A 26,052-nucleotide genomic window follows, 5' to 3' on the forward strand; every position below is an offset into this window, starting at 1 on the left:
CACGTACGCAGCCCGAGGTGACCTTGCAGGGCTCAGAGCCGCACTCGCGGACAACGCTCCACTCGAGGCCATCGACTCGAACGGACAGACCGCGCTCATGGCGGCCGTCGCAAGTCCCCGGGCGGGTCTTGAAGCCGTCCGAATCTTGATCGAGCATGGCGCGAACGTGAATGCGCTCACGGCTCCCGTCGTGCCCCCACAGCTTGATGCCGAAACGCTCCAACTCCTCAAAGAGCAGGGCATCGATGTGGACTCCTTCACCGCGTCCGCCAGTGAAACGGGCACCTCTGTGCTGGGCGTTGCCGCCAAATCCGCGAGGCTCGAAACGATCAAGGCCTTGATCGAAGCGGGAGCCGACGCTGGCCATGTCGACCCCAACGGTTACAGCATTTTGGTCAACGCCGTTTATCGGACGGTGAATGAAACAGTAGACGAGCACCTCGCGGTTCTCGAATACCTCATCGCGTCAGGCGCCCCCTTGGACGTTGCTTCTAAATATGGGGAATCGGTTCTGAACGTCCTCTCGTCACGTGGGGAATTCGCCAAGGTCAAATTCCTCTTGGATCAAGGAGCGAATCCTGAGCCCCTCGGCTGGACGCCCCTCTTTTTTGCGGTTGCATTCGGCCGGATGCCCGAGGTCAGGGCGCTACTGGATCAAGGGGCCTCGCTTGACGAGCGAGATCGGGGGATGAGAACGCCGTTTCTCCTGAGCGTCCATGCGGGCCATCAACGCATTTCGGAAATGCTCCTGGAATCCGGCAGTGACCGTTCAGTCACGGGGCATTGTGGTCATACGGCGCTGATGGATGCGGTGGCGCGAGATGACGTGGCGATGATGAATTGGCTCATCTCGCAAGGTTGGGATGTCGAAGCGGCCGACGATTTCGGTAATTTCCCTCTGAATGTCGCCGTGCAACACAATGCCTTGGCCTGTGTCGCTGGCTTGCTCAGGGCGGGTGCCTCGGCTTCACGTCGGAACGAATCGGGTACTGGAGTGATGAGCGAAGCTACAACTCCCGAGATGGTCAATCTTCTCGTTGCCGCCGGCGAGGAACTCAGCGAGATCGACCCCGCGATGCGATCACGACTGACGGGCATTGAACCGTCAGAAGAAATCCAGGTTTCCGAAGTCGAGTACCGAGAATTCAGAAACCGCAGGTTCGGACAGCGAAATCCTGATCGCATGAACAACCCGTATTGGGAATCGATGGTTCGTACCCGCGTATGGGCTTATGCCGCGACCTCGAAATTCTCGGATTCCAGCTTTGGGCAAGATCCCGCCTGGTGCTTTAAGCGATTCGGACAGTCGATTACCCGGTTACCCGATGGCCGCTACGTGGAGATTGCCGGTGAGCACGAAGACTTCTACGACCCCGATTTCTGCATCTACAACGACGTGGTGATTCACCACGGAGACGGAACCTTCGATATCCTGGGGTATCCGGAACACGTGTTTCCACCCACAGATTTTCATTCGGCGACATACCAGGCGCCCTATCTTTATCTCATCGGAAACCTGGGATATCCGCAGGAAAGGCAACCTGGCGAGACACCCATCTTTCGACTCCACTGCGATCTCTGGACGATCGAACGAATCCAATCTCACGGCGAAAACCCCGGCTGGATCCACAGCCACAAGGCGCGACTCATCACCGAAAATCAAATCGAGATTCGTGGTGGAAGTGTCATTACAGGAGCGGAAAGGGAAATGATCGACAATGAAAGCACCTTCATTCTCGATCTCTCCACCATGATTTGGCAGAAGGACGCCACGATTCGTGGAGAATAGGCCCTCGGTGGCTTCGACACATGACTTCACAGAACGTGTGAGCCCAGGAGGTAAAACGACAAGAACGACCACACCGGGGGCTCGTTCCTGCTCAATTCCCTGGATTTCGGGGATACCAGCTCCAAAGCTCACCACGCCATTCCGGTCACAGCACTCGCTTTCACCGCTGAAACTTCACATCAAAAAATTTATTTACATACGATTAATCACATTTATTTCTACGGGTCCATTCCGTTGACCGAAGTCGCAATGGACTCGCCGCTCTTTCTGCGACTTCCTCACGGGAAGGTCCACCCTGGAATCTGTCGTCGGGAGTCCTCAAATGAGAATCGATTGACACCCCCAACTTGGCCTCCCACGCAGGCCACGTCAACGACTCCCCATGCCTGGTTTCCCAAGGTGGAAATCAAACGTGCCATCCGATAAAGTTCAAAGGCACAGAAGTGGCGCACCATCCACATGATCGACCGATGGCTTTCAACGTTTCCACACCGGCTCCTGACTTCGAGACACGAAATAATGACATGCACCCGTTTTGTAAATCAGGGCTATTTGTGGAAATATGCGGTCCTCACCGTGGCGGTGGTGGGCCTGCACTTCGGCGCGGGCACGAGCCAAGCCGGCTTCATCGGGGGTGAGGGGACGGACAACCCGAGCCGCCAGCTCAAGACCCTGTTCGCGGAATTCTGGGACGATGAGCTGCGGTTGGCTCCGCTCGAAGCGACGTTCCTCGGCGACCACCGCTACGACGATCGGCTGGCTGACCTCTCCGAGGCGGCTCATGAGGCGCGGGTCAAACGGGATCGTGACCATCGGCAAGCGCTCGGAAAGATCGATCCGGAGAAGCTCACGGCCACCGAGCGGATCGACCGCGAGGTGCTTCTGTTTACGCTCGATGACCGGATCGAAGGTGAGTACTTTCGCGGTCGACTGATCCCGATCAGCCAGCAGGATGGGATTCACCTGCAATTCGCCCAGAGCGTCAACTTTCACCCGAGCGCCACGGTCGGAGACCTCGAGAATTACGTGCGGCGGCTGCACGCCTTTCCCCGCGCCGTCGACCAGACGATCGCACTGATGCGGTTGGGGATGGCCGAGAAGCGGATGCCACCACGGATCACCATGGCCAAGGTCGTCCCGCAGCTCCGGGACCTGGCTCCCGAGAAGCCCGAGGAGAGTCCACTCTGGGGGATCGTCGCGAAACTCAAGGATTGGCCGGAGGCGGACCGTGACCACGCCGCCAACGCGGTGCGCCAGGCCATCGCCGACAAGGTAACTCCCGCCTACGCCAAGCTCGCGACGTTCGTGGAAAAAGAGTATCTTCCCGCCTGCCGTGAGAGCGTCGGGCTCTGGGATTCGCCCGATGGGGACGTCCACTACGCCTTCCGCGCCCGCTCGTTCACCACCACGGCGCTCGCGCCCGAACAGATCCACGAGATCGGGCTCGCCGAGATGGCGAGGATCCGCGAGGCCATGGAGGCGATCCGCAAGCGGGTGGGGTTCGCGGGTGATTTGAAGGCATTCTTCCAGAAACTCAAGGAGGATCCGAAGCTCAAGAACCAGAGCGAAGCGGAAATCCTCTCCCGCTACCGAGCGATCTTCGAGGCGATTGACGCCAAGCTGCCCGCCTTGTTCGGTCGCCTGCCGCGCACCGATTACGGGATCCGTCCGATCGAGGCCTACCGAGCCAAGGCCGCCGCCGCCGGATACTATTATCCCGCTCCCGAGGACGGCACACGCCCCGGTTACTTCTATGTCAACACGTCGGACCCGACCAGCCGGACCACGTATACGATGCAGGCGCTCGCCTATCACGAGGGAGTTCCCGGCCACCATCTCCAATTCAGCCTGGCGATGGAAGTCCCCGGCCGGCCTGCATTCCGCAAGTTCGGCTACGTCCCAGCCTTCTCCGAAGGGTGGGGCCTCTACAGCGAAGGACTCCCTCGCGAGGTGGGGCTCTACACCGACCCCTATGCCGAATTCGGCCAGCTCGAGTACAGCGCCTGGCGCGCGGGCAGGCTGGTCGTCGACACCGGCCTGCACCAGAAGCGCTGGAGCCGTGACCAGGCGATCGCCTACCTCGAGGCAAACACCGCCGTCCCCCGGATCGAGATCGAAAGCGAGATCGACCGGTACATTGCCTGGCCCGGCCAGGCGCTCGCTTACAAGATCGGTGAGCTCAAAATCCGAGAACTCCGCGCCCAGGCAGAACGCAGGCGAGGCGACAAGTTCGACCTCCGCGCGTTCCACGACCGGCTCCTCTCGCTCGGTTCCGTCCCCCTCAGCGTGCTCGAACGGTACATGCAAGCGGATCAACCGACCGAGGCCGAAGCTCGTCGTTAAGAATCCCACCAACGGGTAAAGCTTCACCGAACTCGTTTCACCCCACGTCAACACAAGCAGCCATGGCATCTTCGTCGGCCTAACAATTCCCGTAGGGAAAATCCGGCTTCTGGCCGCTGATCAATCGCAAATCGCTGATAGGCTCATAACGAGTTAGGAGAAGCTTTACACCAACGGCTCGTTCGTTGCCGTCGAAGCATGCGCCGAGCATCAACCTGTCGGCCCGGGCGGTTCTCAGGGTGAGTGCGAGTCGGCGGGGTTGGCGGCGGGCCGAGGTAATAGCGGTCGGGCCGGCCGGGCTACTGAGATCCGGTATTGCGGCGAAGGGTCCAGCTTTTGCTTCTCTTTCACTCACGTGAAAAGGGTGTGCGGACGACGTGCGCTTTTGTCCAGGAAAATCGAGGGTCGATTTGACGCGGACGGATTTCGCACGAATGATTGAAGGCCGGGCTGCGCCGAAGCCGATGAAAATGATACGTCGTGCTGATTCCGGTCAAGAATCGGAGTTGGTCGACGAATTCATGAGAAGGCAACTTGACGGCGCAACCGAGTGAGGTGAGACATCATGGGATTGGATCTAGCTCTGGGAGGGCTCGTGCTGGTCATGGCCATCCGAGGCTGGCTCAAGGGCTTCCTGCTTCAGGCGATCCGCCTGGTCGGGTTGATCCTTTGCGTTTACGCGGCTGACCCAGTCCGCGATCAAATCAAGCCCCGAGTGATCGGCCATCTGCCCACGATCCGGCCGGAACTCATCGATCGGATGCTCTGGTGGTCGGCAGCCGTGGCGTCCTACCTGATCCTGGTCGGACTGGCCTCCCTGGCCGTGAAGCTTTACCGACGCCAGCCTTACGGCATGGAGGATGAATCCCGTCGGGGCGATCAGTTTGCCGGGTCATTGCTCGGTATTGCCAAGGCCCTGGTCGTCGCCACATTCCTGGTCGCTGGGATCGAGAAGTACGCGGTCGCCCACCTCAAGGCGATCCCCTGGGCCGTGCAACAGGTAGAGACGTCGCGTTCGATGGCGTTGAACGAGCAATACCATCCGGTCCCTCGGATCTGGGCCGCCCCGCCGGTCCAGCACTTCGTCAGGCACGTGCAGCGGATGGGCCTGAATCGTTCGGAAGAGACCGACCGACCTCAGGAAACCGAAGCGGCCCCTCCAGTTCGCACCGCGAGCCGAACTCCGCAACTTCAATGGGGCGCACCAGGGCGGGGTGAGCTCAACCCCTCCGATCTTGACGCCGAAGTCGTCGACGCGATTGAGACGATCCGGCAAGAACTGCTCAAGGCCGAACACCCCCGCTAACGAACTGGCGTTGACCGAACGAGCAGGCTCCGGCACACTCCCCCCGACCGTCGGTCCGACCGGACGGGCGGGGGAGAGACGCCGCGCATGCTGGAAATCAAGAACGCTTCGCCGGGCCTGCCCCGATGGCTCGCCTTTGTCCTCATCTTCGGCCTCTTCCTGACCTTGCGGGGTTACCACAGTCGGGATGGCGATCAGGCCTATCGGCTCCCGTTGCTTCTCCACAAGCAGGACGCGGGACTGTTCGCCGACGACCCGTTCGTGCGTGCCTTCGACGCCTTCAACCCCCATCGCGGCTATCTCACACTGCTCGACCTTGCGAGCCGTCCGCTCGGCCTGTCGACCGGCCTGGCCGTCTTGTTCGCCTTGACGTTCGCCCTGACCTGTCTGGGGCTCGACCGGTTGGCTCGCGCGGTCTGGCCCGAGGCGGGATCCCAGGTGGGAATCGTGGTGGTCGTACTGGTCCTGATCGCCAAGGCAGGCAACATCGGCACGAACCACCTGTTCGAAGCGATGCTCCTCGATCGCCTGATCGGGTTCGCGCTCGGCTGGCTCGCGCTGGCCGCGACGATCGAAAACCCGGCGCGAGGCTGGCGGACCGCCGCGCCACTGCTCGGCCTGGCCATGTTGATTCATCCGTCCGTCGGCCTGCAACTCGCCATGCTGCTCGGGGCGGGATGGGTAATCTGGGCCTTCTGCTCGACCAAGACGGGCGTTTCCAAGGGGCTGGCCTTGCGCGGGCTGGCGACGCTGGGGTTGGCGGTTGCGCCCGGTCTGCTGATGAATGTGGGGCAAGGCTCGACACTCTTTGCGGGGTTGTCGACCGAGGACTTCCGCCTGCTGAGCGTTGAGCTTCAAGGTCCGCAGCACATGCTCCCCCACCTCTGGCGGACCCCGCAGTGGCTCGCCTGGAGTTGTTACATCGTCCTGGCCGTTTTGGCATTCCTGCAATCGCGGCCGGCGGAAGCGACAACCGCAGCGGCGCCCGCAGCGCCGGCGGCCCGATTCCGCCTGGCAATCTTGCTGGGCATCAACCTGCTCGGGCTGGCGTTCGCCTGGGTGGCGGTGGAACTGGTACAAGACTTGCGCGCCACGCTTTTCCAGCCGTTCCGGATGGCGACCGTCTTCCGAGGGCTGGCGCTCGTCGCTCTTTCCGGGCATCTCCTGAAACTCTGGAGCCGAGGGACCTGGACCGATCGCTGCCGGGCCACACTTCTGACGGTGGGACTGGCGGGGGACTGGACGCTCGTCATCGCGACGCTCGTAGAGGTCACCTGCGCGGGCTTGGAGCGCACGCCAATTCGACCGGCGGCTCGCCTGGCGGTCGCCGCTTCAGTCTTCGGCTGGGGACTCTACTTTCTGACGCGACACGACACGGAATCCGGGCACCTACCCATGCTGGCAGCCCTTGTCACCTTGACCGTGCTGACGTTCCTCTTCCGAGGCCGATCCGTGACCTGGAACCGGCGGCGGGTCGTCTGGGCGATCGCGGGCTCGTGGGCCGTACCGCTTCTCGCCCTGGGTGCCACCGGTGAAGCGATGCGCGGCCGCACCTGGGCAACGGCGCTCGTGGACCGTTGTCGGTTCGCGGCCGTGCCGGTGGATGATATCGAGCGCTTGGCGGTCTGGTGCCGCGACCACACGCCACGCTCGGCCCGGTTCATCGGGCCCCCCGGCCCCAAGACGTTCCGGCTCTGGTCATTGCGCAGCCTGGCCTTCAACCGGGCTGGCAGCCCCTATCATGCCGAGGGGCTGGCCGACTGGTCGGCCCGATTCCGCGACCACGTCGCCTTCGACGGGCCGGACGCGGCGTTCGTTCGCGCCTACCTGACCGATCGCCATGGCCTCGAGCGTCGCTATCAGGCGATGACTGATGCCGAACGGGCTCGGCTCGCCACTCGTCAAGGCGCCTCGCACATCGTGGCCGCGGCCCCTTCGGGCCGGGCGACGATGGCAAGCGGAGATGACAATGGGCCACTCGAACTGATCCACGTTGAGGGCCGCTACGCCGTTTACCGGGTGCGTCCCTTCGCCGTCGATCAGGTCACACTGCGCGACTCAGCGCCCTAGCGCGGCGGCCGGGACGGGATAATCGCGGGCGAATTCCTGGATCTCACCGCTCACGCGCTTGGCGACCGCCTCATCATCAGGGGCGGCCAGGACGGTGATCATCCAGGCGGCGATCTGGCGGATCGCATCCTCACGCATCCCGCGGGTGGTGAGGGCAGGGGTCCCCACCCGGACACCACTCGGGTCCATCGGCTTGCGCTTGTCGAACGGGATCAGGTTCTTATTGACGGTGATCCCGGCGCGGCCGAGTGAGGCCTCTCCGATCTTGCCGGTCAGACCCTTGGAGGTCATGTCGATCAAGATCAAGTGATTATCCGTGCCTCCCGAGACGAGTCGGAACCCCGCGCGGGTCAGCTCTTCGGCCAGGGTATTGGCGTTGGCGATGACCTGGGCGGCGTACGTCTTGAACTCGGGCTTGAGGGCCTCGCCGAAGCAGACCGCCTTGCCCGCGATCACGTGCATGAGCGGCCCCCCTTGGAGGCCGGGGAAGACGGCCGAATCGAGCTTCTTCGCCCGTTCCTCCCGGCAGAGGACAACCCCTCCGCGCGGTCCGCGCAGAGTCTTGTGCGTGGTCGTGGTCACAAAGTCGGCCACGGGCACCGGATTCGGATGCAGGCCGGCCGCCACCAGGCCCGCGACGTGGGCCATATCCACGAAGAAGGTCGCGCCGATCTCGCGAGCAACCTCGGCGATCCGCTCGAACTCGATGATCCGAGGGTAGGCGCTGGCACCGGCCAGGATCAACTTCGGCTTGTGTTCGCGCGCCAGGGAGGCGAGCCGATCGTAGTCGATTCGCTCGGTCTTGGGATCGACGCCGTAGCCGACCGTCGGATACCAACGCCCGGAGAAGTTGAGCTTCATTCCGTGCGTGAGGTGCCCCCCCTGGGCCAGATCCATCGCGAGGACGGAGTCGCCGATTTCGAGGGAGGCGTAGTAGACCGCCTGGTTGGCCGAGGCACCGGAGTGGGGCTGGACGTTGGCGTGGGCCGCGCCGAAGAGCGACTTGACGCGGTCGATCGCCAGGCGCTCGACCTGGTCGACGTACTGGCAGCCGCCGTAGTAACGACGCCCCGGCAAGCCCTCGGCGTATTTGTTCGTGAGGACCGAGCCCACGGCTTCCATCACCGCGGCGCTGGTGTAATTCTCCGAAGCGATCAGCTCGAGTTCGTCGCGCTGGCGGTGTTCTTCGGAAAGGATGGAGTCAAAGACTTCCGGATCTTGATTCTTGAGAATGTCCATGCGACGGCTCCAATACGACGGACGACATTGATCGCGTCGGCTGAATCGAGCAATAACAGTGAGTCACGATTCTACGGTGACGGCAGGCGCCGAAGGCGACCATCTCCAGCGATAGAGCAGCCTCTGGGTGCGCTCCGTCGGAACGATCCGGGCCAGGGCCTGAACGCGTGACGCACGCCGGCCGGCTTCGGACAGCGAGACGGAGGCGGGGTCGTCGGCCACGAACTCCAGACGGCCGGCGCCCAGCGCGTTCCCTTCCCAGGTGATTCGCCCGGTCCCGGCATCGATCAGGTCACTCGAGCCGAGTCGGACGAGGTACATCGCCCCCAGGGTGACGACCGGTTCCCGACAGCGGTCGGCAACGTCGAACTCGATCGTGACCCCGTTGGCTTCGAGCCGCGCGGTCACGACCGCCGAAAAATGGTGTGGGGTCGATTGACCGGTCAAAAGCAAGCAGATGCCCTCGGGCACCGCATGCTCCTGGACCTCTTGATAGGTCGGGCTGACCACTCGCGTTCGATCGTCGCGGTCGGGATCCCCCTCGACGACCTCGACCAGCCCTTCCGACCCGGCGGGCCCACTCTCCCCGTCGACCGCGAGCGCATGCGACCAGCGGTCTTCGACCCGGAAGAAAGTGAGTCGAAAACCGAGGGCGGCGATGGTTCGCCGGTCCTCGGTTTCGACATAGGTCAGCCCGGCCTGAGCCGCGGACGAAAGCGAATCGCCACTCACGACGGCTTCGCCTCACCCTTGGCAAGCTTCATCCTGAGGTAGGCCTCGATGAAGCCATCGATGTTACCGTCCAGGACGGAACGAGGATTACCAACCTCATGGCTGGTCCGTAGGTCCTTGACGAGCTGATAAGGCTGCAGGACATACGAGCGGATCTGGCTGCCGAAGCTGATCTCGCCCTTCTCGTCGTACTTCTTGGCGAAATCGGCCTCGCGCTTTTCCTCTTCCAGACGAACGAGCTTGGCCTTGAGCTGGGCCAGGGCGTTGGCATCGTTCTTGTGCTGCGACCGCTCGCTTCGCGACTCGGAGGCGACCCCTGTCGGCAAGTGCGTATAGCGCACACCCGACTCGGTCTTGTTCTGGTGCTGACCACCAGGCCCGCCCGAGCGAAACACGTCGCGCTTGAGCTCATCGTCGCGGAGGACGATGTCGATCGTGTCGTCGACTTCCGGAAGGATGTCGACCGAGGCAAAGGACGTCTGCCGGCGCCCCGCCGAGTCGTACGGACTGATCCGGACGAGCCGATGGACTCCGGTTTCGCACTTGAGATAGCCGTAGGCGTACTCACCCTTGATGTGGATCGTCGCCACCTGGATGCCGGCCGCGCCACCATCTTCACGGTCGGTAATCTGCGCCGAGAATTTCTTCGATTCGGCCCACATCAGATACATGCGCAGAATCATCTCGGCCCAGTCGCACGCCTCGGTGCCACCGGCCCCGGCATGGATCGTGACGAAGGCATTGCAATGGTCGTTGGGCCCCGAGAGCATTGAGCGGAGCTCAAAGGTCTCGAAGTCGAGGAGGGCTTTCTTGGCGCCACTTCGAATTTCTTCGTCGAAGTCGTCGCTCCCATCCTCTTCAGCCAGCTCGATCAAGGCCTCGAGGTCGTCGGACTCCCGGCCCAGTTCTTCGAACGGCTTCAAAACGGCGTTGAGGGTCTGCAGCTCGAGGATGACCGCTTTGGCTTTTTCCTGGTCATTCCAGAATGAGGAGCTCGCCATCTCCACTTCGAGCGCTTCGCGGCGGGACTGCTTGTCGCCCAAGTCAAAGAGAGTCTCGAAGGTGAACGATTCGATCAATCACACTCTTCGCAGTCTTCTTCAGCTCCATATCCACAGCGCATGACTCCCCAAAACGACCACTTCCGATACAATCGACGGGGAACGCCGACAAGCCGGCATTCCCCCGAAACTCAATTAGACCCGATCGCCGGCCCGGCGACCAGATGAACCTAATTTCGACCTCGCTGATGCACGCCTCGCCACCAGATTCCACCATCCTTGTTGTAGGCCGCTTGGCCCCGTCGCCAACCGGAGGCCTGCACCTGGGGCATGCCCGTACGTTCCTGACCGCCTGGCTGGCCGCTCGGCAGGCCGGGGGCAAGGTCATCCTCCGGGTCGAGGACCTCGACGGCTCGCGGAGCCGCGTCGAGGCCAAGGACGGCGCCTTCGTCGACCTTCGCTGGCTCGGACTCGACTGGGACGAGGGCCCCGATCTCGGCGGCCCCTCCGCCCCTTACACGCAATCCGAACGTCTAGAAACGTACAAGGGCGTCCTGGATCAACTGAAGCAGGCCGAGCTGGTCTATCCGTGCACTTGTACGCGGGCGGACATTCTCAAGGCCGCGTCGGCCCCGCACACCGAGGACGAAGGCCTCGTGTACCCGGGCACCTGCGCCGGGCGGTCGGCCGCCGACGCCCTTGCCCTGGGCGACCGCCCATTCGCCTGGCGGTTTCGCGTACCGCCCGAGCCGGTCGCCTGGAACGACCTCTTCCGGGGACCGATGTCCATCGAAGCTCACCGGCTTGGGGGCGACTTCGTCGTGGCGCGATCGCCGGCCGGAATGTCGTACCAGCTTGCCGTGGTTACTGACGACGCCTTGATGGGGATCAACCAGGTGATCCGGGGCGACGACCTGGTGCCGAGCACCCCTCGGCAGATCCTGCTTTACCGCAGCCTGGGTTGGACACTTCCCCAATTCGGCCACATCCCCCTGACCGTCGGACCCGACGGCCGCCGCCTTGCCAAACGCGATGGCTCGATCAAGCTCTCCACCTTGCGCGACGCCGGTGTCGATCCTGCCCAACTTGTCGGATGGCTCGCGCTCTCCTGCGGCTGGACCGACCAGGTCATCCCCTCGACCCCGCACGCCTGGATCGAACGGTTTGCTCTCTCAGCCCTGCCACGCAGCCCGTGGGTCGTCACGCCCGAAGTCATGGTGGGGACGACGATGATGCACCATCCGACGGACTCACCGGGATCGACAAAAAACAACGATCCGCGCCTGGGCGAGAATCTCGGCGAATTTCCGGCCCGGTCGATTCAGTAGCACGGCCGGCCCGGCCGTATTCTCTCTCGGGATTGCGCCGAACCAAAGGGAATTACGGCCGGGCCGGCCGGGCTACTGCAAACCAACCCGGTGCGAAATCCGTAAGGATCATCGGTAATTCACTCAGGCAAGTCCGCCCCCCGAGTCTCAGGCGCAAAGGCCAGGAGAACGAGGCCGACCAGAAAGAGACTTGCCATCGCCACAACCCCGTGCCGGAAATCGAATCGTGGGCCGAGCACACCTCGAGCGATGAGTAACGCCGCCGCGACCAGACGCCCAAGGTTGAAACAGAAACTTGAACCGGTCGCGCGCAGCCTGGTGGGAAAAAGCTCGGGGAAATAGATCGCGTAACCGGCGTGCATCCCGACGACGAAGAAGGCCATCGTCGGCAGGAGCCAGAGGGTTTGCGAATAGGTGCGCGCACCGAGAAAGGTGAGAGGCACGAGGACGAGCGCCCCCAGGTGATAGACGAGGAACGCGAACCGACGGCCCCGCCAGTTGGCCACCGGAGCGAAGCAGAGCAAGCCGAGTAATCCCCCTGTGAAGTTCATCAAGAGGTAGGCGAGACTGGCCGATTTCTGCCGTTCTTCGGCGGAAACCGTGGGGCCGAGCACGTCGGCCACCAGTTCCGGAGCCCAGGCGTAGATCCCCCAGTACGTCGCCAGCCCGACCGCCGCCAGGCCCAATCCGAGCCACGCTCGTGACCGCCAGCGCCGGTCGCCGAGCAGCTCTCGCAAGCTGCCGAACTTCTGGGCGGGTTCGTGAGTCGCGCCCGCGAGCGTGTCAGCTCCCTCGCCGGCCGGCGGCGGGCCGGCCGCTTGTTTCGCCTGCTCCCAACGCTCCGGCTCCTTGAGGCTCGCGCGGATCCAGACGACGAGAAGCGCGGGGGCCAGGCCCACGAGGAAACCCCACCGCCAGGCTCCCGGCCCGACCACGAGCCAGCCCGTCAGCGAGGCCAGGGCCGCCCCGAGAACGCTCGACGCATGAAAAAGGCCCGAGGCGAAAGCGCGAGCGCGAGGGGGGAACGTCTCGGCGACCAGGGCCGCGGCGACCGCCCACTCGCCACCGGTCCCCAGCGCCACGAGGAACCGCAAGGCGTCGACCTCCCAGACCGACCGCGCGAAGAAGGTCAGGGCCGAGAAGAGTGAATAGACGAGAATCGTCAACGACATCACCCGCACCCGGCCAATCCGATCGCCCAGCATCGCGAAGCCAAGCCCCCCGACCGCGCCGCCGATCAAAAAGAGCGCGAACGCAATATCGCCGTGCCGGCTCACGGAAGCGCTGTCCCCTCCGGTCAGTTCCCGAAGCATCGGCGTCTTGTAAATCGTGAAAAGCTGGCCTTCGTAAACGTCGAAGATCCAGCCCGCCGAGGCAATCGCCAAAACCATCCACTGCGACGCCGTGATGCCCGCGTACCAGCGTGGCGAAGGGTTCAAGTCGCTCATGGATTGCCTCAATGCGTGAGGAAGTGTCACGAGAACCAGCGCCAGGCCGGCCCGAGACGATCAGGATAAAGGCCGATCCCGGCCCATACCAGCAGATCCCCCTCAGGAGCCGCCACAAAAACAATTAAAGCAATAATGATTCCTTTGCTCACATGGTGTAGGAAAGACATGGATGGAGCCAGCGGCCCGCGAGTATGATGAGGAGGATATTCCTCGGGGCCGGGAGCTTCCCCTTTGTTTTGAGTGGTCGGCTCGCCTGGGGGGGGCGGACCGAGGGGCCTTGCACGAGACGAATCCATGGGCAAACCGACCGGAGAGGGACCGCCTCTCGATGAAAACCTGACCTTGAGCGCGAACGCGTCCCGCGGTCTCATCGTCACCTTGCTCGAAGACCAGCAACGTCGTTGGGAGCGAGGTGAACCGGTTCTCGTGGGTGACTATCTCGAGCATCACCCCGCACTCAAGGCCGACCCCGAGAGCCTCGTCAAACTGATCGCCAACGAAATGCGGCTCCGCGAACAACAAGGCGAGACGCCCGAACCGACCGAATATGCGGAACAGTTCCCGACTCTGGCCGCTTCGATCCTCCACCGGCTCTCGCCCGGTCATTCAACGGAGTCGAAAACACACACGCTGCTCGTGACGGTCCCCCCCACTCCGCCCCCGTCGGCACACTCCGGGCCCCCCGCCGACGTCGATCCCTCATGGCCGGTCCTGCCCGACTACGAGATCTCCGGCATGCTCGGCCGCGGTGGCATGGGGGTCGTGTATCGCGCCTATGACCGCAAACGCAAAACCAAGGTGGCGCTCAAGACGGTGCAACGGGCTGGCCCGTCTGCGCTCTACCGCTTCAAACAGGAATTCCGCACCCTCCTCGACGTCAGCCACCCGAACCTGGTCAACCTTTATGAACTGGTCTCTGACGGTGACAACTGGTTTTTCACGATGGAGCTCGTCGAAGGCGTCGATTTCCTCGAATATGTCCGCCAAGGAGGAGATCCACAGAAGGAGTCTGCCAAGGAACTTCAGCGCATCCTCTCGACCGAGGCTGACACCGAGATCCAGGCAACAAGGCCACCGGATCACCATGTCGTCGAAGCCTCGTTGGCGTCCGATGAATGCCGCGACCCCTCCAGACTCGCCTCCCCCATCGGTCTGAGCACGGTTCAGCGGAATCGACTGCGAACGGCGCTCAAGCAACTCGCCGAAGGCGTCGGGGCACTCCACGACGCGGGCAAACTTCATCGCGACATCAAGCCTTCAAACGTGATGGTGACCCGATCGGGCCGGGTCGTCCTACTCGACTTCGGACTCGCCGCGGAGCAAGGGCGAGGGGGCTTGCACCAGAGCACCGCGGACGAGGTGGTCGGGACCGCGGCCTACATGGCCCCCGAGCAGGCGGCCGGCACGCCGGTCTCTCCGGCGAGCGACTGGTATAGCGTCGGCGTCGTCCTCTACGAAGCCCTGACGGGCCGACTCCCGTTTGTCGGCGGTTATATGCAAGTCCTCATGGACAAGCAGCGCTTCGAGCCCCCGCCCCCCTGCGAGCTGGTCGCCGACGTTCCCGACGACCTCAACGCCCTCTGTGTCGACCTGCTCCGCCAGCGTCCTGAGGCCAGGCCCTCGGGACGCGAAGTGCTCCGCCGGCTCGGGACCGTGCCTTCCGGCCACGAAGGCAAGCCCTCGTCGCGATCTTCGCTCGAGCACGCCGCCCCGTTGATCGGCCGCGAGCGGCACCGCGAATCGTTACGCGAGGCGTTCGAGGCGATGTCCGGGGGGAACCCGGTGCTCCTGTTCGTAAGCGGCCGTTCGGGGGTAGGCAAAAGCGTCCTGGTTCAGCGGTTCCTGACCGATCTGATCGAGCAAGGCCAGGCCGTGGTCCTGGCGGGTCGGTGCTACGAACGCGAGTCGGTGCCGTACAAGGCACTCGATAGCCTGATCGACGCCCTGAGTCGATATCTGCGGCTCCTACCGGTCGCCGAAGCCAAAGCGCTCTTGCCGCGCGACGTCCCGCCGCTGACTCGCGTCTTTCCCGTCCTCAGGCGAGCGCAAGCGGTGTCGGAGGCCGAGATCGACGCCCCTCGCCGCGCCCACGAGATCCCCGAGCCCCAGGAGCTCCGCCGCCGCGCATTCACAGCACTCCGGGAACTGCTCGCCCGCCTCGGCGACCGGAAACCTCTGGTCCTGGCGATCGACGACTTGCAGTGGGGCGACGTCGACAGTGCCGCCTTGCTCTCCGAGCTCCTCCGTCCGCCCGACCCGCCGGTACTCTTGTTGCTGGCGAGCTACCGGAGCGAAGACGCCATCTCCAGCCCGTTTCTCCAAGCCTTTCACAAACCGGACGGGCTGTCGCTCGATCGCCGTGAGCTGGTCATCGAGGCACTCACACCGAATGAGGCGCGTGACCTCGCCCTGGCGCTGCTCGGACCCGACGGGAAAGGGAATAGCGAACAGGCCGATGCGATTGCCCGCGAATCCGGCGGCAACCCGCTCTTCGTCGCCGAGCTGGCGCGGCACGTCCAGGTCGAGGCCCCCCCGGCGCAAGGTCCCGGGCCGGCCGGTGGCATCACTCTCGACGAGGTACTCTGGCAACGAATCTCCCGGTTGCCCGACGACGCCCGGCGGCTCCTCGAAGTCGTTGCAGTCTCCAGCCGGCCGCTCCGGCAGACCGACGCTTGCCAGTGCGCCGAGCGACTCGACGACGAGCGTGCGGCGATGGGGGTGCTCAGGTCGGGCCGGCTGATCCGAGGGGCGGGTCCGACGGCCGGTGAGGAGGTCGAAACGTATCACGACCGGATCCGCGAGACCGTCCTGGCGCACCTGCCGCCGGCCGTTCTGAGCGATCACCATCGCCGGCTCGCGCGGGTGCTCGAAGCCTCGGGGAGTGCCGATCCCGAGGCCCTGGGCGTGCACTTTCACGGGGCAGGGGAGCTGGAGAAAGCAGGCCGCTACTACGACCAGGCCGGCGGGCGAGCCGCCGAGACTCTCGCCTTCGAACGTGCGGCGGCGCTCTACCGGCTCTCACTCGAGTGCCGCCCGCTGGAAGGGGACGCGCGGCGCACCCTCCAGGCCCGCCTCGGCGACGCCCTGGCCAACGCCGGCCGAGGGGCCGAGGCCGCTCACGAGTACCTCGAGGCCGCCTCGGGCGCCACGATCGCCGCGGCCCTCGAGCTCCAGCGCCGCGCCGCGATGCAGTATTTGATCAGCGGCCACGTCGACGACGGCCTCGCCGCGATTCGGACCGTGCTCGAAGCGGTCGGGATGACTCTCCCGAACACTCCACGTCGAGCGCTCGTCTCGTTGCTCATCCGCCGCGCCTGGCTCCGGATCCGGGGACTCGGCTTCCGGAGCCGCGACACCAGCGAAGTTGCCGCGGCCGACCTGACCAGGATCGACGTCTGCTGGTCGGCGGCAGCCGGCCTGAGCGTCGTCGATACGATCCGAGGAGCCGACTTTCAGGCCCGCGGCCTCTTGCTCGCCCTCCGGGCGGGCGAGCCGTTCCGGATCGCGCGATCGCTCGCCATGGAAGCGGCCCAGACCGCGATCCCAGGGGTGAGTGCCAAACGCCGCACCGCGCGGCTGCTCGCCCTGGCCGGGACGCTGGCCAAGCAAGCCGACGCCCCTCATGCGCTTGGCCTGGTCACCCTGGCCCAAGGCGTGTCCGCCTACCTGGAAGGGCGTTGGAGAGACGCCTTGCAAGCGAGCGACGCAGGCGAAACGATCCTCCGCGACCGTTGCCAGGGGGTCGCCTGGGAGATCGACACCGCCCACGCGTTCTCACTCTGGTCGTTGTCCCACCTGGGGGCGATCGCCGAGCTCAATCGCCGCTGGCCCGTCCTGCTCAAAGAGGCGCGGGAACGGGGCGACCTCTATGCCGTCATGAACCTGAGCACTTACATCATGGCCATGGTCCGGCTCGCGGCGGACAGCCCCATCGAGGCTCGTGAAGAACTGCTCCGGACGATGTCGCAGTGGTCCCGACAAGGGTATCACGTCCAGCACAACGACGAGCTCTGGGCCGCCGCGCTCATCGAACTCTACCGCGGGGACGGACCCGCCGCGTGGAAGCTCGTCAGCGAACAGTGGCCCGCGTTGGCACGCTCGCTCCTGCTTCGGGTCCAGTTCATCCGGACCTCGATGTACTTCCTCCGCGCTCGCTGCGCCCTCGCTGCAGCCACGGCCACCAGGTCCGCCACACTGATCAAGGTGGCCGCACGCGACGCTCGCCACCTCGAGCGTGAAAAAATCCCTTACGCGAAGCCTTATGCCCGCTTGATCCGCGCCGGGATCGCCGCGGCCCAGGGCGATCTCGACGCCGCCAAAACCGGGCTCGCCGACGCAGCGGCGGGCTTTGATTCCGTCGAGATGCAACTCTGCGCCGCGTCGGCCCGACGCGTCCTGGGGGAGTTCATCGGCGGCGACGAAGGACAAGACTTACTCGATCATGCTAACACCTGGATGACTGGCCAGGGCATCCGCAATCCAGGCCGGATGGCAGCGATGTACGTGACTGGGTTCCCGTCGCCAACCGCTTGAGGACGTGCCCTTTTCCGTTGAGGTAGATCATTCAGTGACCGAGCGATCCCGATGGCTTGGGACTGAGTTTCGGCCCTCGCACCGGAGGCCAAAATCGGCTCTCAGCCACCCGGGATGGAGACAACTCAAGGGCGCCCCGAACGATCCGATCCTGTCGGCCACGATGAGGTATGAATGTCCAAGGCCCACTCGAGTATTCTTCCCAAACGCCTGCTTATCACCATCCGCAACGAAAAGCCACACGCACAAGTCTCCCAAATCTTGGTGGATTCGGCGGGGATGGAGATTGAGACCGTCCTTGCGCGATTCTCAACCCGCCCCGAAGGCCTGACCGAAGACGAGGCTCGCGATCGGCGCGATCGGTATGGCCCGAACGTCCTGGCAAAGGACCAGCGAAAGAGCCTCGCCATGCTGCTCTGGCATGCGGTTCTCAACCCGCTGGTGATCCTGCTGGCGATCCTGGCGAGCATCTCATTCGCCACCGGTGACCCTCGGGCCGGAATCGTGATGTCGTTCATGATCGCGATGGGGATCGGGCTGAAACTCTTCCAGGAAGCCAAGGCCGATAGCGCAGCGGCGAAGTTGAAAGCCATGATCTCGGTCACCGCCACCGTGATCCGTGACGGCAAGTCCGCGGAGATCGCCGTTTCGCAACTGGTCCCGGGTGACATTGTGGAACTGGCGGCAGGGGACATGATCCCCGCCGACGTGCGCATGGTCGCAGCGAAGGATTTGTTCGTGACTCAGAGCTCGCTCACGGGCGAGACCTTCCCGGTTGAGAAGTTCGAGGTCAAGTCGAGCGCGGAAACAACAGCGATCATCGATCTGACCTGCATCGCGTTCCTCGGTACGAGCGTCGAAAGCGGTTCGGCGACGGCGGTTGTAATCGCAACCGGGAAAGAAACCTATCTGGGCGGCCTGGCCCTCTCACTTTCGGAGGATCCGACGCCGACGGCCTTCGACAAGGGCATCACTCAGTTCACCTGGTTGATGCTGCGATTCATCCTCACCATGGTGCCCTTGGTCTTCGTCATCAATGGGCTGGCCAAGGGGAACTGGGTCGAAGCCTTTTTCTTCGCCGTTGCGGTCGCCGTGGGCCTCACGCCCGAGATGTTACCGATGATCGTGACGGTTTGCCTCTCGAAAGGCGCCCTGGCCATGAGCGGCAAGAAGGTGATCGTCAAGCGGATCAATGCCATTCAGAACCTGGGCGCGATGGATGTGCTCTGCACCGACAAGACCGGCACATTGACGATGGATCACGTCATTCTGGAGAAGCATTGCGACGTGACGCTCAAGGAAGACGACGGCGTTCTCGCGCTGGCGTACATGAACAGCCACTTTCAGACGGGCTTGAGGAATGTGTTGGACCGCGCGGTGCTCGCACACACCGAGACCCACACTCACATCAAGATACCCGAGTACACAAAGATCGACGAGATCCCCTTCGACTTTCAGCGACGTATCATGTCTGTCGTCGTCCGTACGCCCGAAGGCAAGGACCGAATCATCAGCAAGGGAGCCCCGGAGGAGATCTTCCCTCGCTGTGCGAACTTCGAGCTCGACGGCACGCTTTACCCGATGGATCACGCGCACATCGACGGGCTCAAGCAGGAGCACGAACTGCTTTCGGCCGATGGGTTCCGAGTGCTCGCGATCGCCAGCAAGGACATTGTGCCGCGGGGGGTCGTTGCGGGCGACGCCACTCCCTACTCCAAGGCCGACGAGTCCGCCCTGATCCTGAACGGTTATGCCGCGTTCCTCGACCCGCCAAAAGAGACGGCCGCGGCCGCAATCAAGGCGCTTCAAGGTCACGGCGTGGCCGTCAAGGTTCTCACCGGCGACAACGACCTGGTCGCCCGCAAGATCTGCAAAGATGTCGGCCTTTCTACGGAATTCCTCCTGCTCGGCAGCGAGGTCGAGACGATGTCCGACGCCCAGCTTGCGGACGCGGCGGAGGGAACCACGATTTTTGCCCGAGTCTCTCCCTCCCACAAGCAGCGGATCATCAAGGCCCTGCAATCCCGCAAGCACACCGTGGGCTTCATGGGCGACGGCATCAACGATGCCCCCGCCCTCCACGCGGCGGACGTAGGGATCAGCGTCGATACCGCCGTGGATGTCGCCAAGGAATCGGCGGATATGATTTTGCTGGAGAAGTCGCTCATGGTCCTGGAGGCGGGCGTCGTCGAGGGACGCAAGGTCTTTGCCAATATCCTCAAGTATGTTCGCATGGGCGCAAGCAGCAATTTCGGGAACATGTTCAGCGTCCTGGGGGCGAGCGTTTTCGTCCCCTTCCTGCCCATGGCCCCGATCCAGATCTTGGCCAACAACCTGCTCTATGATCTGAGCCAGACCGCCATACCGACCGACGACGTCGATCCCGAGCAGGTCGAAAAGCCGCGTCCCTGGGACATTAAAGCGCTGACTCGTTTCATCGTCTGCATCGGCCCGTGCTCGTCCATCTTCGATTACACGACGTACTTCATGATGCTCTCTGTCTTCAACTGCTGGAACATCTCCACGACGGACGCCGCGGCTCGTAGCGCGAGCCTCTTTCAGACTGGCTGGTTCGTGGAGAGTCTACTTACGCAGACACTGATCATCCACATCATCCGCACCAACAAAATTCCGTTTTTGCAGAGCCGCGCGTCCTGGCCGCTCATGGCGATGTCCACCTGCATCATGGTGACCGGCATCGCGATTCCGTCCAGCCGGCTGGGGAGCTATCTGGGCTTCACGCCGCTGCCACCGTTGTACTGGCCGCTGCTGGCACTCACCCTTCTCTGCTACGTGGTCTTGACGCAGCTAGTCAAGATGTGGCTGCGGCGGAGAAATTGGATCTGACTACGGCCGGGCCGGCCGTGCTACTGCAAACCAACCCGTGGCGGAAACCGCAAGAATCATCGGTTCAGAAGTTCGCCACCGGCTTCAATCCGATGACCCAGGCAGTTTTGTGGGAGGCGATACGCCGTTCGCGAGCATCACGCGATGAAGCGCGGCGATGGTTTCCGCCGAGGGCTTGAAGTTGCCCGGTCGGTACCCCTCCGCGATCAGGAGCGGCGTCCACCCATATTGATTCTTTTGATTCCAGACATCGATCTTTGCCCCCTTGTCGGCAAGGAACTGCACGACCTTGGGGAGGCTCTTGTAGGCAGCGCCATGCATGGCGGTTTCGCCGTTGTCGTCGACCGCGTTCACGTCCCCGCCCAGTTCCAGGGCCAGTGCGACGGCCTCGAGCACTTCGGGTTCCGTACCGGCCTCTTCGCCGGGAGCCAGTGTGCCCACCCCGGCCGCCGCCATCAGCGGCGTGCAGTGCTCGGCATTTGCCTGCAAGGGGTCGGCGCCTAGCTCGACGAGCGTCCGCATGAGCGGGACATCGGCGGTCTCGGCGGCCAGCAGGAAGGGGGTGGCCCCGACTTTGCTGAGGATGCCGCGGCCCGAAGCGCCCTTCTTGAGTCGCAAGTTCACGTCGGCGCCCTTCGCCACGAGCGTTTTCGCGAACTGAAGGCTGGTCATATTGCCGGACCCGGTGGGAGCCGGGTCGCCATCGTCGCCGTCACCGCGGCTCGGCTTGCGGACCCAGGTCAAGGTGTGAAGTGCCGTGAAACCCGTACGCTGATCATTTGGATCAGCACCCGCCTCCAGCAGGACGGCCGCGAGTTCGAAATGGCCGTTCTCAACGGCCAGGATCAACGGACTCGTCCCCTTGCTGGGAGCCTTGCCGGAAATCTTGCGGGGCTGCATGGCCTCGTTGACGTCGGCTCCAGCCTTCAGGATCCGCTGGACGACGTCCGTCCGGCCTTCTCGCACGGCGAAGAACAAGGGGGTAAAGCCAGAGGGCAAGGCCGTGCGGAAGTCAGCGCCCGCCTCGAGCAACGCGTCCACGACCGCGGCATGACCTTCGGCCGCCGCCCACATCAGGGCTGTCTGTCCGCGTCGTTCCTTGGCATTGACGTTGGCGCCCCGGGCGAGCAAGGCCCGGACAGCTCCAAGCTTTCCCGTGCGTGCCGCGGTCATCAAGGCCGTCTCGTTGCCGCGGAGCGTCGTGTTCGGATCGGCGCCTGCGTCGAGCAACAACTCGACCAACGCCACCTCACCATTGGTGCAGGCCAGCGAGAGGGGGGTGACGCCGTAGCGGTTCGCCGCCTTCACGTTGGCCTTGGCGTTCACCAGACGCTTCGCCGTTTCCAGATCGTCGTGATAGACCGCCCAGTGCAGGGCCGTCATGCCATCGACCTGGGCCTGATTCACGTCGACTCGCTGATCGAGGAGCGAGCGAACGCTCGCCCGATCGACCTGTTCCATGGCATCCGCCAATGGCGCGTTCGAGCCGCCAGCGAAGCCGCGGGCGGCCAGCAGCCAGAGCGCCAAGCCGGATGCGCCGAATCGTTTCAGCCCCATCGCGACAGTCCCCCGATCACGCAGCAAAACCTCACATAACAACATGCCATTTTTTTACAAGGTCAGGGGATCGAACAGTTCGTCGACCTGGCCCTGGCTATCGGCGAATGAGCCGAGGCGGACCCCGACTTTGTCGAGCAGCGTCAGGTGGAGGTTGGCGAGTGGCGTTGGCTTGTCGTACTTGATGTGCCGGCCGCCCCTCATCTTGCCGGCCGCCCCGCCGGCCACCAAAATCGGCAGGTTCGTGTGGTCGTGGACGTTCGGATTGCCCATTCCACTGCCATAGAGGTAGAGCGAGTGGTCGAGGAGCGAGCCATTTCCTTCCGGCGTGGCCTTCAGCTTCTCGAGGAACTCCGCGAACAGCGACACATGAAATTGATTGATCTTGGCCACCTTGGCGATCTTGTCAGGATCGTTGCCGTGATGCGTCAGGGGATGGTGCGGATCGGAAACGCCGATCTCAGGGTAGGTTCGCGTGCTCGTTTCTCGGGCGAGTTGAAAGGTGATGACCCGGGTGACGTCCCCTTGAAGCGCGAGCACCTGTAAGTCGAACATCAACCGCGCATGATCGGCGTAAGCGGCCGGGACGCCCACCGGGCGATCGAGATCCGGCAACCTGTTGTCTGCCGTATCCGCCTCGGCTTTCTGAATCCGCCGTTCCACTTCGCGGACGCTCTCCAGATACTGGCTGACCTTGGCGCGATCGGCCGGGCCCAGTTGTTTTTGCAGACGAGCCATCTCGTCGGTGACCGAATCGAGCAGGCTGGCCCGTTTCCGGAGCGCGGCGCGACGATCCGCGAGACTGCCTCCTTCGCCAAACAGACGCTCAAAAACGATCCGAGGATGGGCCTCGGCCGGTAGGGGGGTCGTCGGCGAAGACCACGAAAGATTATTTTGATAAACGCAGGCGTAGCCGTTGTCGCACTGGCCGACCGTCGAGAGCAGATCCATCGCCAGTTCCAGCGAGGGCAGTTGGGTTTCCTGCCCGATCTGCTTCGCGGCAATCTGATCGACGGTCGTTCCGAGATAGTAATCCGTGCTCTCGGTCCAACGCGCCCTGGCCGCGCTCAGGAAGGCGGCGTTGGAGGTCGCGTGCGTGCCCGGATAGGCGTTTTGCAACTCCAGGTTGGTGATCGCCGTGACGTGTTCCTTGACCGCCGCCAACGGGCTGAGGGTAGGCGAAAGCTCGTCGAGCCGGTTCGCGCCGGGTGGTGTCCAGCGGCTGACATCACAGCCCATCGGCATGTAAACAAAACCGAGGCGCCGAAGCCGAGCGGGATTGGCCGGTGTCTCGGCCAGGGCGGTCATCGAAGGGATCATCGCATCCAGCAAGGGCAGGGCCAACGTGGTCCCCAGGCCTCGCAGAAACATCCGTCGCGGTAAGGACTTCTTCATGATAATCATTCGGATTTCCTCATCTGAAACGGTGTGCTGGTCGCGATCCCCACAATCAGCGAAGAGAAGCGATCATCGGCCGCCCGCGTCTCCCGAACCACCTTGCGGATCGCGGGCCCATCAAAGGACTCGACGCCTCGCCCCAGAGCGTACGTCAGAAGCTTCTCGGCCATGGTGCCGACAAACAGTTCGGGCCGATTCAACAGGGCTTGCTCGAGCCCGGTGACTCCCGCGAACTGACTGCCGTCCGGAAGGCCTCCGGTCGAGTCGGTGGGCTTGCCTTCCTCGACAGTTCGCCAGCGGCCGACGGCATCGTAGTTCTCGAGTGCGAAGCCCACCGGATCCATGAGATTATGACAGCTCGCACAGGCGATGTTGGCGCGGTGCTCGGCCAGTCGCTCCCGGACCGAGAGGGTCGACGAGACCGTATTATCCTTCAGCGCCGGCACGTTTGCGGGGGGGGGTGGTATCGGCGTTCCCAGGAGGTTCTCGAGGATCCACTTACCGCGAATCACGGGCGAAGTGCGAGTGGCATAGGACGTCACGGTCAGAATGCTCCCCTGGCGAAGCAAGCCGCCACGCACGCTGTCCTCACCCAGCGTCACGCGACGGAACCGGCTGCCATAAACATGGGGGATTCCATAATGCTTGGCGAGGCGTTCGTTCAGGAAGGTGGAATCCGACTTCAGCAGGTCGAGCACACTCCGATCCTCGCGCAGGACGCGTTCGAAGTTGAGCTCGGTTTCCTGCCGAAAGGCCTGCCGCAGATTGTCATCGAAGTCAGGGAACAGGCGCAGGTCCGGAGTCATCGATTCCAGGTTGCGCAAGTGCAGCCACTGGCCCGCAAAGTTGCTCACCAAGGTTCGCGAACGGGAATCGAGCAGCATTCGCCGCACCTGGCGTTCGAGCACGTCTGGTTTATTGAGGTCGCCACGCATGGCCAGGTCGAGCAGTTCGTCGTCCGGAATGCTGCTCCAGAGGAAGAACGAGAGGCGGGACGCCAGTTCGAGATCGCTGATGCGATAGGCGGAGTTCGCCGCGACCCCAGGCGGGTCGGGTTCGATGCGGAACAGGAAATGCGGATTCACGAGCACCGCGCTCAGGGCCATTTCGATCCCTGAGTCGAAGTCGCCCTCGGCTCGCGCATTGCGATAGAACGCCAGGGGCTTTTCCAGGTCCGCGTCCGTCACAGGCCGTCGATAGGCCCTGCGCATCAGCGTGGAAAGGATGACTCGGGCACAATCCTCTTCCTCACCCGGCTTCGTCGGGCGGCAGACAAAGAGACGGCGACGGCTGGGTGTGTCGCCAACCTCCGTGGCCGCGTAAGGGCCGGTGATCGAGACCTGATAGAGAGCCGGCGACATCCGTGGATGCCGATGCATGTTGAAGTGGGCTTGGTACGGTTGACGCTTCGTTTCCAGCAATGAGGAAGGTCTTTTCAGAAAGGTCACGCCTAGCTTGTGGGGACCGGCCGTTACCGGAATCCGAACCTTGAGTTTCTCGTCGACGGCCTGATGGTCCTTGCCACCCGATGGGGGCGTCACCGTGAGCAATCCCACTCGCTCACGATCCAGGAGCACTTCCAACTCGTGCGGCTCACGCAAACCTTCGACTTGCTCGTTGCGGTCCCGCGCCAACCGAAGTTGGATCTCGTACTCACCGCTCCGCGGGAACTGGTACGGAATCAGGGCTCCACCGCGCGTTCCCAGAGGAAGCCCGTCGACGTGTTCCTCCTGGGTGAGATCCGCTCGAATCCGGATCGTGTCCCCGCCGGGTGAGCGCCTGGGACTCCCGACCGCTAGCCGGCTGATTTTCTGCGAGGCCGTGATATAGCGGTCGAACAGCGTCGGCGAGAGATCGCCCACCGTCACATTATCAAATCCATGACTGGACTCATCAGGAGGCAGCAACGCCGTGGCATCGACCTCCACCGCCAGGAGGTCTCGGATCGCATTCTGATATTCGGTTCGGTTGAGCCGGCGAAACGTATCCGTTCTCCCAGGATTGGGATGCTCGGCCGCCGCGTCATCGAGCGACCTGACCAGTGAGTCGATGACCGAGTCGTACGTGCCTTCGGACGGCCTTCGCTTTTTCGCCGGCGGCATCTGGCGTGCGGCAAGCTTCCGGACGACCTGTTCCCAGACTTGCGGGTGCTGGTTCAGATCGTCCGAGTTGATGGCGTCAAGGTCCAGGTCCGCCGCCTTAGCTTCGCTGTTATGGCAATCGACGCAGTACCGATCGATGAACCGACTCACGACGACCTGATCGGGCGAAGTGCGACGACTGGCCTGCGGTTGGGCCTGACTCACGGTCATAAAACCGCGGGCAGTGAGCAGAAGCAAGGTGCAGCGACAGACCCACTGTGCCCGGCGATTCATGAGAGCAGTCTCCCACCGCGAATCACAACGTCTCAGGCATCATGATGACGTCCGCCAACCAAAAATCCACACATTGGCCAACG

14 protein-coding genes are annotated in these 26,052 nt (G+C 63.4%); 7 read left to right on the forward strand and 7 right to left on the reverse strand.

The features are described 5' to 3' along the window. The first annotated feature begins 247 nt into the window (after nucleotides 1-247). The 4 genes from V5E97_RS39680 to V5E97_RS39695 all read left to right on the forward strand — a co-directional run bounded on the left by V5E97_RS39680 (nucleotide 248) and on the right by V5E97_RS39695 (nucleotide 7,508). Nucleotides 248-1,789 (forward strand): ankyrin repeat domain-containing protein, encoded by a 1,542-nt coding sequence (locus tag V5E97_RS39680; RefSeq protein WP_406701293.1) that lies wholly within the window; start codon nucleotides 248-250, stop codon nucleotides 1,787-1,789. 519 nt (nucleotides 1,790-2,308) lie between these two features. After that, complete coding sequence (locus V5E97_RS39685) at nucleotides 2,309-4,132, forward strand: DUF885 domain-containing protein (protein WP_406697076.1); 1,824 nt, start codon at nucleotides 2,309-2,311, stop codon at nucleotides 4,130-4,132. Between the two features lie 565 nt (nucleotides 4,133-4,697). Then, nucleotides 4,698-5,438, forward strand: coding sequence for a CvpA family protein (locus V5E97_RS39690; RefSeq protein WP_406697077.1), 741 nt, complete (start codon nucleotides 4,698-4,700; stop codon nucleotides 5,436-5,438). Between the two features lie 87 nt (nucleotides 5,439-5,525). After that, nucleotides 5,526-7,508, forward strand: a complete 1,983-nt coding sequence (locus V5E97_RS39695) for a DUF6798 domain-containing protein (protein WP_406697078.1) — start codon at nucleotides 5,526-5,528, stop codon at nucleotides 7,506-7,508. Here the strand turns inward: V5E97_RS39695 and glyA are convergent. From glyA to prfB, 3 genes are all read right to left on the reverse strand, one after another. Further along, on the reverse strand, nucleotides 7,497-8,747 hold the full coding sequence (gene glyA / locus V5E97_RS39700; RefSeq protein WP_406697079.1) for a serine hydroxymethyltransferase: 1,251 nt from the start codon (nucleotides 8,745-8,747) through the stop codon (nucleotides 7,497-7,499). The genes V5E97_RS39695 and glyA overlap by 12 nt on opposite strands. 63 nt (nucleotides 8,748-8,810) lie before the next feature. Further along, nucleotides 8,811-9,479, reverse strand: coding sequence for a hypothetical protein (locus V5E97_RS39705; protein WP_406697080.1), 669 nt, complete (start codon nucleotides 9,477-9,479; stop codon nucleotides 8,811-8,813). Then, a protein-coding gene (gene prfB / locus V5E97_RS39710) for a peptide chain release factor 2 (RefSeq protein WP_406701294.1) occupies nucleotides 9,476-10,589 on the reverse strand; the annotation gives its coding sequence in 2 pieces (ribosomal slippage) (nucleotides 9,476-10,525 and nucleotides 10,527-10,589; 1,113 coding nt in all). The genes V5E97_RS39705 and prfB overlap by 4 nt, the downstream gene beginning before the upstream one ends. A 115-nt stretch (nucleotides 10,590-10,704) precedes the next feature. On the opposite strand from prfB, the gene gluQRS reads away from it, so the two are divergent. Beyond that, nucleotides 10,705-11,808, forward strand: a complete 1,104-nt coding sequence (gluQRS, locus tag V5E97_RS39715; RefSeq protein WP_406697081.1) for a tRNA glutamyl-Q(34) synthetase GluQRS — start codon at nucleotides 10,705-10,707, stop codon at nucleotides 11,806-11,808. 119 nt (nucleotides 11,809-11,927) lie between these two features. Here the strand turns inward: gluQRS and V5E97_RS39720 are convergent, their stop codons facing one another. Further along, nucleotides 11,928-13,256 (reverse strand): MFS transporter, encoded by a 1,329-nt coding sequence (locus tag V5E97_RS39720; protein ID WP_406697082.1) that lies wholly within the window; start codon nucleotides 13,254-13,256, stop codon nucleotides 11,928-11,930. A 297-nt stretch (nucleotides 13,257-13,553) separates the two neighbouring features. Between V5E97_RS39720 and V5E97_RS39725 the strand changes: the two genes are divergently transcribed. After that, nucleotides 13,554-17,792, forward strand: coding sequence for a serine/threonine-protein kinase (locus tag V5E97_RS39725; RefSeq protein ID WP_406697083.1), 4,239 nt, complete (start codon nucleotides 13,554-13,556; stop codon nucleotides 17,790-17,792). A gap of 279 nt (nucleotides 17,793-18,071) precedes the next feature. Further along, the gene (gene mgtA, locus V5E97_RS39730) at nucleotides 18,072-20,639 is read left to right on the forward strand and encodes a magnesium-translocating P-type ATPase (RefSeq protein WP_406697084.1); all 2,568 of its coding nucleotides are present in this window, start codon (nucleotides 18,072-18,074) and stop codon (nucleotides 20,637-20,639) included. An 84-nt stretch (nucleotides 20,640-20,723) separates the two neighbouring features. On the opposite strand, the gene V5E97_RS39735 is transcribed toward mgtA, so the two are convergent. The 3 genes from V5E97_RS39735 to V5E97_RS39745 are packed head-to-tail and all read right to left on the reverse strand — an operon-like array spanning nucleotide 20,724 to nucleotide 25,969. After that, a complete protein-coding gene (locus tag V5E97_RS39735) occupies nucleotides 20,724-22,196 on the reverse strand; it encodes an ankyrin repeat domain-containing protein (protein WP_406697085.1) in 1,473 nt (490 codons plus the stop codon). Between the two features lie 54 nt (nucleotides 22,197-22,250). Then, nucleotides 22,251-23,600 carry a DUF1552 domain-containing protein gene (locus V5E97_RS39740; protein WP_406697086.1) on the reverse strand — a complete coding sequence of 450 codons (1,350 nt, stop codon included), beginning with the start codon at nucleotides 23,598-23,600 and terminating at the stop codon, nucleotides 22,251-22,253. Then, nucleotides 23,597-25,969 (reverse strand): DUF1592 domain-containing protein, encoded by a 2,373-nt coding sequence (locus tag V5E97_RS39745; RefSeq protein ID WP_406697087.1) that lies wholly within the window; start codon nucleotides 25,967-25,969, stop codon nucleotides 23,597-23,599. Before V5E97_RS39745 ends, V5E97_RS39740 begins: the two co-directional genes overlap by 4 nt. Between the last annotated feature and the right edge of the window lie 83 nt (nucleotides 25,970-26,052).

This window comes from Singulisphaera photorubra, assembly GCF_045290345.1.
In the GTDB taxonomy this organism is placed as follows: domain Bacteria; phylum Planctomycetota; class Planctomycetia; order Isosphaerales; family Isosphaeraceae; genus Singulisphaera.

Bases quoted from the DNA above. Each gene is read 5' to 3' on its own strand.
- glyA (WP_406697079.1), bottom strand. From the start codon at position 8,747: ATGGACATTCTCAAGAATCAAGATCCGGAAGTCTTTGACTCCATCCTT.
- V5E97_RS39745 (WP_406697087.1), bottom strand. From the start codon at position 25,969: ATGAATCGCCGGGCACAGTGGGTCTGTCGCTGCACCTTGCTTCTGCTC.
- gluQRS (WP_406697081.1), top strand. From the start codon at position 10,705: ATGAACCTAATTTCGACCTCGCTGATGCACGCCTCGCCACCAGATTCC.
- V5E97_RS39720 (WP_406697082.1), bottom strand. From the start codon at position 13,256: ATGAGCGACTTGAACCCTTCGCCACGCTGGTACGCGGGCATCACGGCG.
- V5E97_RS39685 (WP_406697076.1), top strand. From the start codon at position 2,309: ATGACATGCACCCGTTTTGTAAATCAGGGCTATTTGTGGAAATATGCG.
- V5E97_RS39740 (WP_406697086.1), bottom strand. From the start codon at position 23,600: ATGATTATCATGAAGAAGTCCTTACCGCGACGGATGTTTCTGCGAGGC.
- V5E97_RS39725 (WP_406697083.1), top strand. From the start codon at position 13,554: ATGGGCAAACCGACCGGAGAGGGACCGCCTCTCGATGAAAACCTGACC.
- V5E97_RS39690 (WP_406697077.1), top strand. From the start codon at position 4,698: ATGGGATTGGATCTAGCTCTGGGAGGGCTCGTGCTGGTCATGGCCATC.
- V5E97_RS39735 (WP_406697085.1), bottom strand. From the start codon at position 22,196: ATGGGGCTGAAACGATTCGGCGCATCCGGCTTGGCGCTCTGGCTGCTG.
- mgtA (WP_406697084.1), top strand. From the start codon at position 18,072: ATGGAGATTGAGACCGTCCTTGCGCGATTCTCAACCCGCCCCGAAGGC.
- V5E97_RS39695 (WP_406697078.1), top strand. From the start codon at position 5,526: ATGCTGGAAATCAAGAACGCTTCGCCGGGCCTGCCCCGATGGCTCGCC.